Raw genomic sequence first — 15,796 nt, 5'->3', positions numbered from 1 at the left:
CCGGCCACCCGCCACCCCAAACGCAACGCCCGCGCCGCAAACACCCGACCGCATCGAGTCGCGCCTGGCCCTCGACCAACCATGCCCGCCTCCCCCAGATCTCCCAACTCTCCAGTTGTCGATTCCGGGCGAATCTCTCGCCGGATTCGGATTGCTGGTCCGCCCCACGGAAGGACACCCTGTGCGCCCAACCCGGTTCACCCCCTGGCCGCAACAACGGCTGACGAGTCCGGCAGCGTGGCCCGGGTCCGGACGCCCACGGAGGCCGGGCGGGAAGCCTCGCCCAAGCGTGGGCCCTACGGCCTGCTGTTGACCCTTCGCAACGGAGGCGTGGTCGAGCTGGGAATCACCGCCGAGTCGGCTCCGGGCGACCAGTACGACCAGCCCGAGAACGTGGTCGAGGGCGAACCCGTGACACCACTTCCCACGCCCGAAATCGACGGTGCCAAAGTGCGGACCGGCGACGTCGAGGCATTCATCGCGGCCGTGATCGCGACGTCCTCCGAGGTGGCCCACATCGACCGCTACTCGGAAGCCGAGTTCCCGGGGCCATCCCGTACGGGTTGCAGATCCGCACCCACTCGGGGGCGAAACTCCGCGTGAACTTCGTGACGGCCCACAGCTCCGGCCGACAAGCAGGCGCGGACTACGCAGTTGCGGACGCCATCTGATCCCACCCGGAACAGCGCACCCACCAACCCGACGTTCGAGGCCGAACGACTCCGACAACTGGAGCACGGGATCGGGCGGCGGCGCCGGTACACCGCTACCGCCGCCGTAGACGCACCATGCACGGCCCTCGACCGGTGCGTCGATCCGGGGCCGGAGTCGACCGGCGCCTCGCCCGACGGCCGGCTCCGCATCGTCGGCCGTCGGGCGTCGGGCGTCGGGCGCCGAGTCGAGGGGACGCCCGGGTACCTCGCCTCGGCGACCTCCCCATCGCCCGACCCAAGGCCGAACGCCACATCGCCGAGAAGGCCGTTCACCGACCCCCGGACACCGCCCGAGACTTCTCGATCGCCCGTGATCAGCACCGGCCCGCGAACCGTCCCGTACAGAATAAGTCCGATGCATATCGTCTACAACAAAACTATCTGCTAGCGTCTCTCTCACCGCCGGACGAACACCCGGCGCAGAGCCGGGCCGGGCCGTCCGGCCGCCGGACCATACGAGGAGAGACAGCGCCATGGCACTGCCGGCCACCGCAAAGACGCCGCCGCGCGAACCGCGCACCTATCCGCGCGGCCTCGCCCTCACCCTCCTGTGCGCCGGCATGCTGATGGTGATCCTGGACGGCACGATCGTGACCGTCGCGCTTCCCTCGATCGGCGCGGACCTCGGGTTCTCGTCGGCCGATCTCGCCTGGGTCATGAACATCTACATGATCGCCTTCGGCGGCCTGCTGCTCCTCGCCGGACGGCTCGGCGACCTCTTCGGGCGCAAGCGCATGTTTCTTGCCGGGCTCGCCGTCTTCACCGTCGCGTCGCTGCTGTGCGGTGTGGCCACGAGTCCCGAGATGTTGCTCGCGGCGCGGTTCCTGCAGGGCGCCGGCGGCGCGATGGCGTCCGCCGTCAGCCTCGGGATGATCGTCACGCTCTACCCCGAACCCGCCGAACAGGGCAAGGCCATCGGCGCGTTCAGCTTCATCGGTGCCGCCGGCGCGTCCCTGGGGCTGGTGCTCGGCGGCGTGCTCACCGAGGCGGCGAACTGGCACTGGATCTTCCTGGTCAACCTGCCGATCGGCGTCGTCACGCTGCTCGTGGCGGCGCGCGTGCTGGATGCCGACTCCCCCGCCGCCGGCGCGCGCGGCCGGGCCGACATCGTCGGGGCCGTCCTGGTCACCGGCGGGCTGATGTTGCTGGTGTACGCCGTGGTGAAGGCCGAGTCGTACGGATGGGGCTCGGCCCGGACCTGGGGGCTGCTCGCCGGTTCGTTCGGGCTGCTGGCGCTGTTCACGCTCCGCCAGGCCCGGGTCGCGGCGCCGCTGCTACCGCTGCGCACCTTCCGCTCGCGCAACGTGAGCGGCGCGAACGTCCTCCAGGTGCTCACGATCGCGGCCCTGTTCGGCTTCCAGGTGCTGGTCGTCCTCTACATGCAGCACGTGCTCGGCTTCGGGGCGGCCGAGACCGGCTGGGCGATGTTCCCGACCGCGCTCACCATCGGCGTCGTCTCCCTCGGCCTCTCCGCCCGCGTCATCGGCCGCTTCGGCGCCCGGAACGTGCTGGTCGCCGGGCTGCTCATGCTCACCGCCGGCATGGCCTACCTGGCCCGTGTCCCGGTCGACGGGTCGTACCTGGTCGACCTGCTCCCGGTGTTCGTCCTGATCGGCGGCGGCGGCCTGGTCCTGCCCGCGCTCGCCACGCTGGCGATGTCCGATGCCCGGCCCGAGGACGCGGGCGTCGTCTCCGGCCTGTTCAACACCACCCAGCAGATCGGCGGGGCCCTCGGCGTCGCGCTGCTGAACACGCTGTCCACCTCCCGCGCCGACACCCTCGCGGGGGAGGGAAAGTCCGCCGCCGAGGCCCTGACCGGCGGCTTCCACCTGGCGTTCACGGTGGGGACGGTCCTGCTCGCGGCCTCGGCGGTCATCGCCGTGCTGGTGATCCGCACCCCGCCCACGACCGTCGTCGCCGGCAACGCCGCGACCCCGGAGACCGCGACCGCAACCGCAACCGCAACCGCAACCGCAACCGACGAGGCCACCACAACCCCGGCCGACCGCACCGGGTGACGACCAAGACCACCCACCCCGAACGACACGGACGCCGTCCCCCGCCGAGATGCCTCGGCGGGGGACGGCGGTGCCCCACGACGCGTCGAGCCCGGCCGCCTACTTCGGGCCGCCTACTTCCCGCCTACTTGGGCAGGTTCCTCGCCATCACGATCCGCTGAACCTGATTCGTGCCTTCATAGATCTGCGTGATCTTCGCGTCGCGCATCATGCGCTCCAGCGGGTAGTCACGTGTGTAGCCGTAGCCGCCGAGCAGCTGCACCGCGTCGACGGTGATCTCCATCGCCGCGTCCGACGCGAAGCACTTGGCGGCGGCGCCGTGGAAGGTCAGGTCCGCGTCGCCGCGCTCCGACTTGGCCGCCGCCGCGTAGGTCAGCTGCCGGGCCGCCTCCAGCTTCATCGCCATGTCCGCGAGCATGAACTGGATGCCCTGGAAGTCGGCGATCGGCTTGCCGAACTGCTTCCGCTCCTGCACGTACCCCTTGGCGTAGTCCAGCGCGCCCTGTGCGATGCCCAACGCCTGCGCCGCGATCGTCACGCGCGTGTGGTCGAGCGTCTTCATCGCGGTGGCGAAGCCCGTGCCCTCCTCGCCGATGATCCGGTCGGCCGGGATGCGGACGTTGTCGAGGTAGACCTCGCGCGTCGGCGAGCCCTTGATCCCGAGCTTCTTCTCCGGGGCGCCGAACGACACGCCCTCGTCCGACTTCTCCACCACGAACGCGGAGATGCCCTTGGAGCGCTTCTCCGGGTCGGTCACGGCCATCACCGTGTAGAACTCGGACACGCCCGCGTTGGTGATCCAGCGCTTGACACCGTTGAGCACCCACGAGTCGCCGTCGCGCACCGCGCGGGTCTTCATGGCCACCGCGTCCGAACCGGCCTCCGGCTCGGACAGGCAGTAGGAGAACATTCCGTCGCCGCGCGCCACCGCGCCGAGGTAGCGCCGCTTCAGGTCCTCGGACCCGGACAACATCACCGGCATGCTGCCCAGCTTGTTCACCGCCGGGATCAGCGACGAGGACGCGCACACCCGTGCGACCTCCTCGATCACGATCACGGTGGCGAGCGCGTCGGCCCCCGCGCCGCCGTACTCCTCGGGGACGTGGACCGCATGGAGATCGTTCGCGGTGAGCGCGTCGAGCGCTTCCTGGGGAAAGCGCGACTGCTCGTCGACCTCTGCGGCGAACGGGGCGATCTTCGCCTCGGCGAGTGCGCGGACCGACTCGCGGAGCATGTCGTGCTCCTCGGAGACGCGGAACAGGTCGAAGTCTTTACGTCCGGCCACGGGTGCCTACCTCTCGGGACTGAAGGGCTGCGGGAGGGTACCTGTTTTATTACCGCTCAGTAAACAACATGGACGTCCACAATTATTCAGCCGCACCCCGCCGAACCTCGCATCGGGACGGCCACGGTTCGGCGACGGTGCCCCGGGCCCGGCCGATACGATCCAGATTCGATCCGGATCCCACCCATTCCTCCGACGAAGAAGTCAGGTGACGTACGTGGCACCCCGCATCACGGTCATCGGTACCGGCTACCTGGGCGCCACGCACGCCGCGTGCATGGCCGAACTCGGCTTCGAGGTCCTGGGGATGGACGTGGACCCGGACAAGGTGGCCACCCTCGCGAACGGCCGGATCCCGTTCTGGGAGCCGGAGCTGGAGGAGCTGACGGCCCCGCACGTCGCCTCCGGCCGGTTGCGCTTCACCACCGACGTCGCCGAGCTGGCCGCGTTCGGCGACGTGCACTTCGTCTGCGTGAACACACCGCAGCGCAAGGGCGAGTTCGCCGCCGACGTGTCCTACGTCGACGCCGCCGTGGACGCGCTCGCCCCGCTCCTGGAGCGGCCATGCCTGGTGGTCGGCAAGTCCACCGTCCCGGTCGGCACCGCCGACCGGCTGGCGAGCCGGCTCGCCGAGCTGGCCCCCGTGGGCGCCGCGGCCGAGCTGGCCTGGAACCCCGAGTTCCTGCGCGAGGGCTTCGCGGTCCAGGACACCCTGCACCCCGACCGGCTCGTGATCGGCGTGCGCTCGCAGGCGGCCGAGGACCGGCTGCGCGAGGTGTACGCGACCCTGCTCGCCGAGGGCGTACCGCTCGTGGTGACCGACTTCGCCACCTCGGAGCTGGTCAAGACCGCCGCCAACTCGTTCCTGGCCACCAAGATCTCCTTCATCAACGCGATGGCCGAGGTCTGCGAGGCGGCCGGCGCCGACGTCGAGCAGTTGTCCGAGGCGCTCGCCTTCGACCCCCGGATCAACGGGCGTTTCCTCAAGGCCGGGCTCGGCTTCGGCGGGGGTTGCCTGCCCAAGGACATCCGCGCCTTCATGGCCCGGGCGGGCGAGCTGGGCGCCGACCAGGCGCTCACCTTCCTGCGCGAGGTGGACGCGATCAACATGCGCCGCCGCTTCCGGATGGTCGACCTCGCCCGCGAGCAGTGCGACGGCAGCTTCCTGGGCCGCCGGGTCGCGGTGTTCGGCGCGGCCTTCAAACCGAACTCCGACGACATCCGCGACTCGCCGGCGCTCAACGTCGCCGCCCAGGTGCAGCTCCAGGGCGGCGAGGTGACCGTGTACGACCCCAAGGCGATGGACAACGCCCGCAAGATGTATCCGGGCCTGACCTTCGCGGAGACCGCCTTCGACGCGGCCCGCGGCGCGCACGTGGTGCTGCATCTGACCGAGTGGGCGGAGTTCCGCGAGATGGATCCGGCCGAACTGGGCGAGATCGTCGCACAACGGCGCGTACTCGACGGACGCAATGCCCTCGACCCGGTGCGCTGGCGCGGCGCAGGATGGACGTACCGGGCTCTCGGTCGCCCCTGAGTAGCCGGCCCGCCCCGGGGGCACACTCACCGGGCCGACGGCGCCGCGCCGTCCGTCTGTCGGGGGGCACCGCGAGCAGCGAGACAAGACTGCGAGGTCATCAGCATGCCTTACGGCGACGAGGCAACGATCCGACGGACCCTCGACACGCACACCTGGGCGGTGGTGGGGCTCAGCACCAACTCCCACCGCGCCGCATACGGAGTAGCCGCGTTCCTCCGTCAGTGGGGAAAGCGCGTCGTGCCCGTGCACCCCAAGGCGGAGACCGTGCACGGCGAGCCGGGCTACGCCACGCTCGCCGAGATCCCGTTCCCGGTCGACGTGGTCGACGTGTTCGTGAACTCGGACCAGGCCGGCGAGATCGCCGACCAGGCCGTCAAGATCGGGGCGAAGGCCGTCTGGTTCCAGTTGGACGTGATCGACGAGCGGGCCTACCAGCGGGTCCGCGACGCGGGACTGGACATGGTGATGGACCGCTGCTCGGCGGTGGAGCTCCAGCGCATCACCATGACGAGCACGGGCCCGAGCCCGACCTGAGCCGCACGACACCGGGGCCCGAGCACCCGCTCGGGCCCCGGTGGGCGGCCACGACCCGGCCGGGACCGACTTCGGCCGGCTACGACCCGATCCGCTCGCGCAGCTTGCGACCCTTCTCGGTCGCCTGCGCCTTGAGCTCCGCCTGGAACTCGCCCATCCGGGCCAGCAGCGCCGGATCGTGCGCGGCCAGGATCCGCACCGCCAGCAGCCCCGCGTTGCGGGCTCCGCCGATCGAGACGGTCGCCACCGGCACGCCGGCGGGCATCTGCACGATGGACAGCAGCGAGTCCATGCCGTCCAGGTACTTCAGTGGCACCGGTACGCCGATCACCGGCAGCGGGGTGACCGAGGCGAGCATCCCGGGCAGGTGTGCGGCGCCGCCGGCGCCGGCGATGACCACCTTCAGGCCGCGCCCGGCGGCCTCGGTGCCGTACGCGATCATCTCCTGCGGCATCCGGTGCGCGGAGACCACGTCGGCCTCGTAGCCGATCCCGAACTCGTCCATGACCTGCGCGGCGAGTTCCATCACCGGCCAGTCCGAGTCGGACCCCATGACGATGCCGACGACGGGCTGCGTGCTCATTCGGTGATGTCCCCTCGGAGGTAGTCGGCGGCGTGCCGGGCGCGCTCGCGCACGTCGGCCAGGTCGTCGCCGCACACGGTGACGTGTCCGACCTTGCGGCCGGGCTTCACGTCCTTGCCGTACATGTGCACCTTGACCCCGGGATCGCGGGCCATCACATGCAGGTACGGGCGGTACATGTCGGGGTAGTCGCCGCCGAGCACGTTGACCATCACCGTCCACGGCGCCCGGGCACGCGGGTCGCCCAGGGGCAGGTCGAGCACCGCGCGCAGGTGGTTCTCGAACTGCGAGGTGACCGCGCCGTCGATGCTCCAGTGCCCGCTGTTGTGCGGACGCATGGCCAGCTCGTTGACCAGGATCCGGCCGTCGGCGGTCTCGAACAGCTCGACCGCCAGGTGCCCGGTCACGTCCAGCTCGCCCGCGATGGACAGGGCGATCCGCTGGGCCTCGACCGCCCGCTCCTCGCTCAGGTCGGGCGCGGGCGCGATCACCTCGCGGCAGACCCCGTCCACCTGGATCGACTCGACCACGGGGTAGGCCACCGCCTGGCCGTGCGGCGAGCGCACCACGCAGGCCGCCAGCTCGCGGGTGAAGTCCACCTTCTCCTCGGCCAGCACCGGCACCCCGGCCGCGAACGGCACGGCCGCCTCGTCCTCGTCCCGGACGATCCACACGCCCTTGCCGTCGTAGCCGCCGCGCGTGGTCTTGAGCACCACCGGCCAGCCGCCCACCTCGGCCGCGAACGCCGCGACCTCGGCCGGGTCGGCCACGATCCGGTTGCGCGGGCACGGCACGCCGATCTCGGCCAGCGCGGCCCGCATCACACCCTTGTCCTGGGCGTGCACGAGCGCGCGCGAACTGGGCCGCACGACGACGCCGTCGGCCTCCAGGGCCCGCAGGAGCGCGGTGGGCACCTGCTCGTGGTCGAAGGTGACCACGGCGCAGTCCTGCGCGAAGCGGCGCAGGTCGGCGAGATCGTCCTCGTTGCCGAGCACGACGTCGCCGACCACCTGGGCCGCGGATTCGGACGGGGATGCGGCGAGTACGCGAAAGCGGGCGCCGAGCGGGATTGCGGCCTGGTGCGTCATGCGGGCGAGCTGGCCGCCGCCGACCATGCCGACGACTGGGAACGTCACGGGGGAAGGGTACCGACCCGCCGCCGACCCTCGCGGCGCCGGGCGGCGCGGAGCCGGTCGCGGCGACACAAAGCCGGGTCGCGGGCGCTCCCCCGGTGTTTCGCCGGCGCTTCGGACCGCTCCCGGGGGACCTGTGCCACACGGGACACGGGATGTTCCGGTAAAGAGTGTGCAACGGGAGGGAGACCGTGCGCCGATGTCGAACCGTCACGACGGCTACCCTCGTCGGGTGAGTCGTCAAGTCGGTAGCACCCGTGGTGCCAGAGGAGCGTCCGTGCCTGCGCCCGTCGACGCCCCGTCCGAGGGGACCGTCGGGCCGCCGGCGAGCCGGTTTGCCCGGGTGCGCTCCGAGGTCACCCGATTCCTCGTGGCGGGCGGCCTGGCCTACGCTGTGGACGTCCTCGTGTTCAACCTGTGCCTGTCCCTGGGGATGGGCGGGGTCGGCGCGAAGATCACGTCCTCGATCCCGGCGACGATCGTCGCGTACGTCGGTAACCGATACTGGACCTATCGGCATCGGGACCGCACCGGTGTCGGACGCGAGTACACGCTCTTCTTCGTGTTCAGCGCGATCGCGGCGGGCATCCAGGCGTCGAGCGTGTTCGTGTCGCACACCCTGATGGGCTACGAGAGCAAGCTCGCCGACAACATCTCGGCGAACATCGTCGGTATGGCTCTCGGCACGCTGTTTCGCTTCTGGGCATTCCGCACGTGGGTGTTCAAGCACAAACGGCCGGACCCCGTACCGGTCGCCGAAGGTGGCATGTCGTGAAGGCGCTCCGGAATTGGTACGACCGGGTCGGACACCTGCTGCACGAAACGCTGAAGTTCGGCGCCGTGGGCGGGTTCGGCGTGGTCGTGAACGTGATCGTGTTCAACCTGTGTCGTGACCACCTGGGCCTGGCCTCGGTGCGCTCGTCGGTGATCTCGACGGCGGTCGCGATCGTGGTGAACTATCTCGGCAACCGCTACTGGGCCTTCCGGCACCGCACTTCCGACGACAGTCGGCGCGAGTTCGTGCTGTTCATGGTGTTCAGCGGGGTCGGCATGGCGATCGAGGCCGGCACCGTGGCGATCTCGCACTACTGGCTCGGCCACACCTCGCTGCTCGCGGACAACATCGCGAAGTACGCGGTCGGCCTGCCGCTCGGCACCCTGTTCCGGTTCTGGTCGTATCGCACGTGGGTGTTCACCGGCACCCGCGAGATCGACCGCAAGCCGGTCCGGGTGGTCGCGCCGCCGGGCGACGAGGACGCGGACGATCGGCCGGCGGGACCCGCCGGCACCCGACTGGACACCGAGGCCGCGCGGCTGGTCGAGGACGAGAGCGAGACCTCCCGGGCCTGAACCGGCCCGCACCTCCCCCGCGCCTTCCCCTCGCCTTTCCCTCGCGCACGCCGCACCCCCGCACCGCGCCCGACCACGACGCGACGAACCGTCAGCCGTGCGGTTCCTCCGGGTGGGCCGCCAGGAACACCGCGAACACCGGCGGTCGCTGCTGGAGCAGTTCCAACCGCCCCCCGTCGGCCTCGGCCAGGTCCCGGGCCACCGCGAGCCCCAGGCCGGTCGAGTTGTGGCCGCTGACCGCCCGCTCGAACACCCGCGCACCCAGCTCGTCGGGCACTCCCGTGCCCTCGTCCTCCACCTCGACCACCACCGAGGTTCCGGTGATCCGGGTCCGGATGTTCACCCCGCCCGCGCCGTGCATCAGCGTGTTCTCCACCAGCGTGGCCAACACCTGGGACAACGCGCCCGGCGTGGCCACCGCGGTCAGCCCGCGCTCGCCCTCGACCCGGATGCTGCGGCGGGCCTCGCGGAAGTTGGGCCGCCACTCGTCGATCTGCTGCTGGATCACGTCGTCCACCCGGACGGTGACCGCGGAGATGTTGCGCGGATCGCGCCCGCCGCTGCCGCGCCGACTGCTGGTCAGCAGCCGCTGCACCACGTCGGTCAGCCGCTCGACCTGGGAGAGCGCGATCGCCGCCTCCTCCTTGACGATCTCCGGGTCCTCGGTGGCGATGATCTCCTCGAGGCGCATGGACAGCGCGGTCAGCGGGGTGCGCAGCTGGTGCGAGGCGTCGGCGGCCAGCCGGCGCTCGGCCGTGAGCATCCGGGCGATCCGCTCGGCGCTCTGGTCCAGCACCTCGGCGACCCGGTCCAGCTCGGGCACGCCGTAGCGGCGGTGCCGGGGTCTGGGGTCGCCCGAGCCCAGGCGCTCGGCGGTCTCGGCCAGGTCGGTCAGCGGGCGGGCCAGTCGGCGGGCCTGCCAGACCGCGAGGGCGGCGGCGGCCGCGACCGCGAGCAGCGCCACGCCCAGGATCAGCAGCAGCGATTCGCGGATCTTGGTGGTCACCCGCTCGCGCGGCTCGCCGACGGTGACCGAGTCGCCCATCTCGCCGGGCATGGTCTTCTCGAAGATCCGGCCGCTCGGCTTGTCGCCGATCACCAGCGGAGGCTCGTTCGGCAACCGCACGATCGCGTAGCGATGCGGCTCGACCTGGCGGCGCAGCAGCGCGGCGTCGGTGTGTTCGCCGGAGGCCATCCGCAGTTCGACGACCTCCAGGATGCGGGCGGCCTCGGCCTTGAGGCTGTCGCCCGCGGTGTTCTCGATCGCGTGTGTCTCGACGAACGCCAGCGGCACGCCGAGTACGGCCACGACGACCAGGACCACGCCGAGCGTGGTGTTGATGAGCCTGCGACGCAAGGTGGATCCCGTCAGCTTTTCGAGGTCGGCTCGCGCGAGGTCGGCCCGGCTCCGGCTCAGCTCTTCTCGAAGCGGAAGCCCACGCCGCGCACGGTGGTGATGTAGCGGGGGTTGCCCGCGTCGTCGCCGAGCTTCTTGCGCAACCAGGAGATGTGCATGTCGAGCGTCTTGGTGGAGCTCCACCAGGTGGTGTCCCAGACCTCGCGCATCAGCTGGTCGCGGGTGACCACTCGACCCGCGTCGCGCACGAGCACGCGCAGCAGGTCGAACTCCTTGGCGGTGAGTTGCAGCTCCTCCTCGCCGATCCAGGCGCGGTGCGAGTCGACGTCGATCCGCACGCCGTGCACACCCTGGCCGACGTCGGCCGCGCCGCGCCGCAGCAGCGCGCGCACGCGCGCGAGCAGTTCGGCGAGCCGGAAGGGCTTGGTGACGTAGTCGTCGGCACCGGCGTCGAGGCCGACCACTGTGTCCACTTCGTCGGCGCGCGCGGTCAGGACGAGCACCGGGAAGCCGTGCCCCTCGGCACGCAGCCGTCGGCACACCTCCAGGCCGTCCATGCCGGGCAGACCGAGGTCGAGGACGAGCAGGTCCACCCCGCTCTGCGCGGCGCATTCGAGAGCGCTTGGGCCGTCCTCGCGCACCTCGACCTCGTAGCCCTCTCGGCGCAACGCACGCGCGAGTGGTTCGGAGATGGATGCGTCGTCCTCGGCGAGCAGTACGCGGGTCATGACCTTGATGTTACTGACGCGGGGGCGCCACGTTGACGAGCTCCGTACGACCGGACCGGGAGAGCCCGTGATCGGCGGGCGTTTTTCGCCGCCCGGAGGACGGCGGACCGGTGCGCGGAGGGCGGTGGTCACCTCACCATTCGTCGTCCTTGTGGCGACGCCAGGAGAACACCATCGTGGACGCGGCCATCAGCAGGATCAGCCCGCCGGCGACGATCCAGATGATCGTTCCGCCGGAGATCTCGCCGTCGTCGACGCCCCGGCTCTGGACCACCCTCGTGTCGGGACTGCGCGCCGCGCTCGCGGTCGGGTCCTGCGTACCCCCCGGCGGGGTCTGGGCCGACGCCTGGCCCGACGCCGGGGGTGATCCGGCCGTCGGGTCGCCCGGAGTGCCGAAGGAGCCGCCCGGGGCCGCTCCGCCGAGGTCGACCCGCAGTGTCATGGCGGGCGGCGCGGGCGCGGTCGGGAAGCACGTGGTGACCTGGTCGCCGAAGATCGCGGTGGTGGTGACCATCTTGCCGGGGGCGATCCGGATGTCGCCCTTGGCGTCGAGCGGCACGGTGATCTCGCCCTCGTACGGCGGCACCACGATCAGCGCGGGCGTACCGGGGATGTCCACGCGCATCTTCGGGCCCTGGAGCGTGAGTTCGCCGCTCGCGCCGCCGGAGAGGATGAGCTGGATCGACGGGGTCAGCGGGGTGCCGGGGAACGGCAGCGGGCTGGTGGCGGGGCTGCCGCCGAGGGTGACCTTGATCCGCGCCTTCTCGCCCGGGCGGATCGGATCGGTCGGGCCGTCGAGGGAGATCTGCTGCGGACCGTCCACGGCGGGCTGGTCCAGCGGGATGACGCAGTGCACCGGCACGGTCAGCGGTTCCGCCGCGGCGGGCGCGGCGAGCGCGAGCACCGGGCCGAACGCGCAGCCCAGGGCGAGGGCGGCGCTCGCCACGCGTGAAGCCGAGAGAGCCATGGGAGTCGCGTTCCTTCTCGTGGGCGACGAACGGGAGTCGGGGCGGGGCGGGGGGAGTCGGGGCGGTATACAGCCGAAGGGTCCCCCGGCCGGGTGAGGACCGGCAAGGGGACCCTTCGCATGCGTTTTCGGTGCGGGCCGGATTCGGCCGTGCCGCCCGGAACCGACCTGACGTCAGACCTGGTTGCGGATCCGGCGACGGTAGGGCACGAACAACATCAGCGCGATCGCGGCGAGTACGGCCGTGCCGGCCGCCATCGCGAACGCGGTCATGCCACCGCCGGAGGCGCCGGTGTGCGCGAGGTCGCCGGTGCTGCCGCCGGTGCTGCCACTGTTGCTGCCGCCGTTGCTGCCGACGTTGCCCGTGGGGGACTGGGTCAGCGTGGGCGGCGGGGTGCCGGCGTCGCCCTTGGCCTTGAGGGTGGCGGAGACGGCGGTTTTGACGACGGTGCACGAGGTGACCGAAGTGGCCTTGATGGCGCCGAGGGACGCCTTGGAGGTAATCGTCAGGGCACCGGGCGAGAACGTGTAGTCGCCACCACCCCACACGTCGAACTTGCCGGTGAGCGGGCCATCCAGCTTCAACGGGTCGCCCCCGTTGACCTTGAGGGCCTTCTCCGGACCGACCAGTTCCAGCGGCACCTTGGTCGATCCCTGCGCGATGTCGATGACGAACTTGGGGGTGAACGCGAGGTCGATGTCCTTGCCCGGCAGGGTCCCGGGCGCCTTGCCCACCAGGTCGTCCTTGAACTTGGCCGAGATGTCGAGCTTGGCGCCCTTGCTCGCCGTGCTGGGCACGAGGATGGTGACGCCGTACGTCGCCGTCGAGTCCGGGATCTCGACGCCGGGGAAGTCCTGGACCACGGTCTTGCACGCGTAGTCGACGTTCACCTCGGTGCCGTTGGGCGGACCGGGCGGCTCCTGCGACGTGGACGCGGACGGGGACGCGGAGGTGCTCGGCGAGGCCGAGGTACTCGGAGCGCTCCCGTTCACGTTGAGGGACAGGAACTTCGGCGACGTCTTCGGCTCGCACTCGACCTTGACACCGGCGTTGAGCGTCATGTGGGTGAGGGTGAGGTCCAGGCTGCCGTTCGTGGCGTTCGCCGGGACCGCGACCTTGGCGTTGAACGGCGGCAGGGTGATCGGCTGACCCTTGACCAGCGCCGGGAGATCGCCCTTGTCGCCGGTGATCTTCACCGGCGAGGTGGAGGCGCCCGCCGCACTCGCGTCCATGTCGACGGAGAACTTCACCGTACCGGCGGGCAGGTCCACCGGCGCCGGAACCGTCTCGCCCACGTCCACCTTGATCGTCGCGTCCTGTCCGGCGGACACCTTGTCGGGCGCCTCCAACTTGAACGTCAGATCGAGCGTCGCCGGGTCCATGCCCAACTGCGGCGGGAAGGTGCAGGTCATGTTGACCGTGGACGTCGAGCTCGTCCCGGCGGCCTGCGCGCTCGGCGCGAACACGAACATGCCCCCGCCGCCGGCGACCAGCATGCCGCCGATCGCCGTCATGGCGAGTCTTGTCTTGGCCTTGCTCATCAGGTTGTGCTCCCTTCGTCGGGGCGGGACCCACCCCGTCGTTTCGGTCAGCTGAGCGTGAGCGTCAAAGTCGCCGAATAGCTCTCGGCCGACGTGTTGCGGTCGGGCAGACGCAGGGTCAGATCCGCGCCGACATCGAATTCACCCCCTGTGACACCCGGTGAGGACGAGGTGGAGCAGAGGGTCGCGGTACGGCTCGACTGGGTCCGGTTTCCGGGCTTCGCCGAGCTGGGATACGGGCCGCGCCCCGGGTGTGGCGTGCAGTACGGCTCCCAGACGAGGTTGTGCGCCTCGATCCGGGAACCGTCCTCCGCGCGGAAGTCGGACATCGCGCCGGTGAGGGTCCACCCGTTGCGCGAACCGCGGAAGTCCTGGACGAGCATCGGGTTGAGCGCACCCTTTGCGGTGCCGGTGCCGCGGTCCACGACGAGCCGGTTCTGCCCGGCGTTCGGCGTGCTGACCGCCAGCGGGCCCGGGTTGACGTTGCCGTCCACCCGGTCGGGGGTCCGCGGTTGCTCGATCCTGGTGTCCCAGTCGAGGTCTCCGGTACCGGTGCCGCCGTTGCCGGCGGTCCCGCCGCTGCTCGTACCGCCGCCGGACGGGCCGGCGCCGGACGGGTCCGTCCCGGTCGAACCGGCGCTCGGCGGCGCGGAGTTCGTGTCCGCGCCCGCCGTCGGCACGGGGCGGAACGTGCCGCCGCCGCCCGGTCCGGCCTGGTCGCTGACATCGGTACGCGACGCCCCGAACTCGCCGCCGGGGCCGTAGTGGAACACCAGCACCGTGCCCACCACGACCGTGATCGCGATGAGGGCGCCGACGCCCTTGCCGGGCCGCGGGGTCATCGATCCCCTCCCCCGGAGTCGCCGGCGCGGGGGTGATCGTCGCCGCCGGGCTCGGAATCCGCGTACAGCGGACCGCCGATGGCCATCGTCTCGACCATCGAGCGCATCGGGCGCTTGCTCAGGTCGACCGGCTCGACGTCGGTCCCGGCCGGGCGTCGGTTCGCCGTGCGGGAATCCGACGCGCCGTCATCGGCCACGCCCTCGGCCGACTTGCGGTTCTTGTCGGCCCCGGTCACGCGCAACGAGGATTCGGGCAGGCCCACTTCGCGCTCGCGCTCGCCGGTGCGGCGGGCCCGCTGCTCGCCGATCAGTTCGACGACGCGCACGAACAGCCGCCAGGCCGCCACCGGGACCACGACCACCAGGAGCGCGCCGAAGATGTACACGCCCCACGGGCGGCCGACCTCCAGGGCCTGTTCGTCCACGATCTGGTTGTCGTAGGTCACCCGCCAGCTGAACGTGCCGTGTTGCCGGGGGTTCAGTTCCACCGGGAGCGAGATGGTGGTGCGCTGTCCGGGCGCGATGGTGACGTGCGACTCGTAGTCCTCCCAGGTCGGGGCGTACACGCCTTCGTAGAAGCCGATCCGGAAGGTCGGGTTGATGATCGCGGTCTGGCCCATGTTGCCGACCTCGATCCGGAACCGGCGCTGCACCGGTGAGCCGAACCAGGTGAAGATCGAATCCTCGCCGACCATGGCGCTGTCGATGAAGACCAGCCGGCCGGGCGTCTTGACCGTCACCGGCAGCGGCGCGTACGGCGCGCCGTCGATCTCCAGCGGCACGCTCGCGTCCTTCGGCGGGCCGTTCATGATCACCGCGATCCGGACCACACACGGACACGGGGACGGCGGGACGGCGGCGGTCAGCGTGATCGAGATGTTGCCGCCGGGGTCGGCCGTTCCGCTCGCGGCACCGGCGGCGGCGCAGTTGACGGTGCCGCGCAGGCCGTTCTCGCCGCAGATGCTTGCCTGGACCAGGGATCCGGGGGTCCAGTCGCCACCGACGACCGACACCTTGTCCCCGGCCGCGACCTTGCCCGGGTCGATCGACGCGCTCGGTCCCGCTCCCGGCGGCGGGGGGTCGGCGGCACGCGCGGGCGCCGTGCCGCCCAGGGCTATGCAGCCCAGGAGCAACACGGCGATCAGCGCGAGCGCGGCCCCGCGGGGGCGGGCGACTCGAACCACGTGACGGACCCGGTTGGCCA

The 15,796-nt window shown here is 71.2% G+C and carries 15 protein-coding genes; 6 read left to right on the top strand and 9 right to left on the bottom strand.

What is annotated here, in order from left to right:
- The first annotated feature begins 309 nt into the window (after window positions 1-309).
- Both EMA17_RS45750 and EMA17_RS45745 read left to right on the top strand, forming a co-directional pair.
- Window positions 310-603 carry a hypothetical protein gene (locus EMA17_RS45750; protein ID WP_126643141.1) on the top strand — a complete coding sequence of 98 codons (294 nt, stop codon included), beginning with the start codon at window positions 310-312 and terminating at the stop codon, window positions 601-603.
- Between the two features lie 583 nt (window positions 604-1,186).
- The gene (locus EMA17_RS45745) at window positions 1,187-2,731 is read left to right on the top strand and encodes a DHA2 family efflux MFS transporter permease subunit (RefSeq protein ID WP_126643140.1); all 1,545 of its coding nucleotides are present in this window, start codon (window positions 1,187-1,189) and stop codon (window positions 2,729-2,731) included.
- A gap of 124 nt (window positions 2,732-2,855) precedes the next feature.
- Here EMA17_RS45745 and EMA17_RS45740 read toward each other — a convergent pair whose 3' ends face one another.
- Window positions 2,856-4,016 (bottom strand): acyl-CoA dehydrogenase, encoded by a 1,161-nt coding sequence (locus EMA17_RS45740; RefSeq protein ID WP_126643139.1) that lies wholly within the window; start codon window positions 4,014-4,016, stop codon window positions 2,856-2,858.
- Window positions 4,017-4,233: 217 nt separating this feature from the next.
- Between EMA17_RS45740 and EMA17_RS45735 the strand changes: the two genes are divergently transcribed.
- Window positions 4,234-5,553, top strand: coding sequence for a UDP-glucose dehydrogenase family protein (locus EMA17_RS45735; protein ID WP_126643138.1), 1,320 nt, complete (start codon window positions 4,234-4,236; stop codon window positions 5,551-5,553).
- A gap of 105 nt (window positions 5,554-5,658) precedes the next feature.
- On the top strand, window positions 5,659-6,090 hold the full coding sequence (locus tag EMA17_RS45730; protein WP_126643137.1) for a CoA-binding protein: 432 nt from the start codon (window positions 5,659-5,661) through the stop codon (window positions 6,088-6,090).
- Window positions 6,091-6,169: 79 nt separating this feature from the next.
- Here EMA17_RS45730 and purE read toward each other — a convergent pair whose 3' ends face one another.
- Window positions 6,170-6,673 carry a 5-(carboxyamino)imidazole ribonucleotide mutase gene (gene purE, locus EMA17_RS45725; protein ID WP_126643136.1) on the bottom strand — a complete coding sequence of 168 codons (504 nt, stop codon included), beginning with the start codon at window positions 6,671-6,673 and terminating at the stop codon, window positions 6,170-6,172.
- Window positions 6,670-7,809, bottom strand: a complete 1,140-nt coding sequence (locus EMA17_RS45720) for a 5-(carboxyamino)imidazole ribonucleotide synthase (RefSeq protein WP_126643135.1) — start codon at window positions 7,807-7,809, stop codon at window positions 6,670-6,672. The genes purE and EMA17_RS45720 overlap by 4 nt, the downstream gene beginning before the upstream one ends.
- 274 nt (window positions 7,810-8,083) lie before the next feature.
- Between EMA17_RS45720 and EMA17_RS45715 the strand changes: the two genes are divergently transcribed.
- Together EMA17_RS45715 and EMA17_RS45710 are read left to right on the top strand one after the other, a co-directional pair.
- Window positions 8,084-8,581, top strand: a complete 498-nt coding sequence (locus EMA17_RS45715) for a GtrA family protein (protein ID WP_218043260.1) — start codon at window positions 8,084-8,086, stop codon at window positions 8,579-8,581.
- Window positions 8,578-9,156 carry a GtrA family protein gene (locus EMA17_RS45710; RefSeq protein ID WP_126643133.1) on the top strand — a complete coding sequence of 193 codons (579 nt, stop codon included), beginning with the start codon at window positions 8,578-8,580 and terminating at the stop codon, window positions 9,154-9,156. The genes EMA17_RS45715 and EMA17_RS45710 overlap by 4 nt, the downstream gene beginning before the upstream one ends.
- A 91-nt stretch (window positions 9,157-9,247) precedes the next feature.
- Here the strand turns inward: EMA17_RS45710 and EMA17_RS45705 are convergent, their stop codons facing one another.
- The 6 genes from EMA17_RS45705 to EMA17_RS45680 all read right to left on the bottom strand — a co-directional run bounded on the left by EMA17_RS45705 (window position 9,248) and on the right by EMA17_RS45680 (window position 15,776).
- The gene (locus EMA17_RS45705; protein WP_126643132.1) at window positions 9,248-10,513 is read right to left on the bottom strand and encodes a sensor histidine kinase; all 1,266 of its coding nucleotides are present in this window, start codon (window positions 10,511-10,513) and stop codon (window positions 9,248-9,250) included.
- Between the two features lie 56 nt (window positions 10,514-10,569).
- Window positions 10,570-11,241, bottom strand: a complete 672-nt coding sequence (locus EMA17_RS45700; RefSeq protein ID WP_020556678.1) for a response regulator transcription factor — start codon at window positions 11,239-11,241, stop codon at window positions 10,570-10,572.
- 133 nt (window positions 11,242-11,374) lie between these two features.
- Entirely contained in the window at window positions 11,375-12,208 is an 834-nt protein-coding gene (locus tag EMA17_RS45695; protein ID WP_126643131.1) for a hypothetical protein, read from the bottom strand.
- A gap of 174 nt (window positions 12,209-12,382) precedes the next feature.
- A complete protein-coding gene (locus EMA17_RS45690) occupies window positions 12,383-13,750 on the bottom strand; it encodes a hypothetical protein (RefSeq protein WP_126643130.1) in 1,368 nt (455 codons plus the stop codon).
- A gap of 47 nt (window positions 13,751-13,797) precedes the next feature.
- A complete protein-coding gene (locus tag EMA17_RS45685) occupies window positions 13,798-14,592 on the bottom strand; it encodes a hypothetical protein (protein ID WP_126643129.1) in 795 nt (264 codons plus the stop codon).
- Window positions 14,589-15,776: a hypothetical protein gene (locus EMA17_RS45680; RefSeq protein WP_126643128.1), complete on the bottom strand. Its 1,188-nt coding sequence runs from the start codon at window positions 15,774-15,776 to the stop codon at window positions 14,589-14,591. The genes EMA17_RS45685 and EMA17_RS45680 overlap by 4 nt, the downstream gene beginning before the upstream one ends.
- Window positions 15,777-15,796: the final 20 nt, after the last annotated feature.

The sequence above is a fragment of the Embleya hyalina genome (assembly GCF_003967355.1).
In the GTDB taxonomy this organism is placed as follows: domain Bacteria; phylum Actinomycetota; class Actinomycetes; order Streptomycetales; family Streptomycetaceae; genus Embleya; species Embleya hyalina.
The sequence above is the reverse complement of the archived record's forward strand: the minus strand, read 5'-3'. Positions and strand labels throughout refer to the sequence as shown.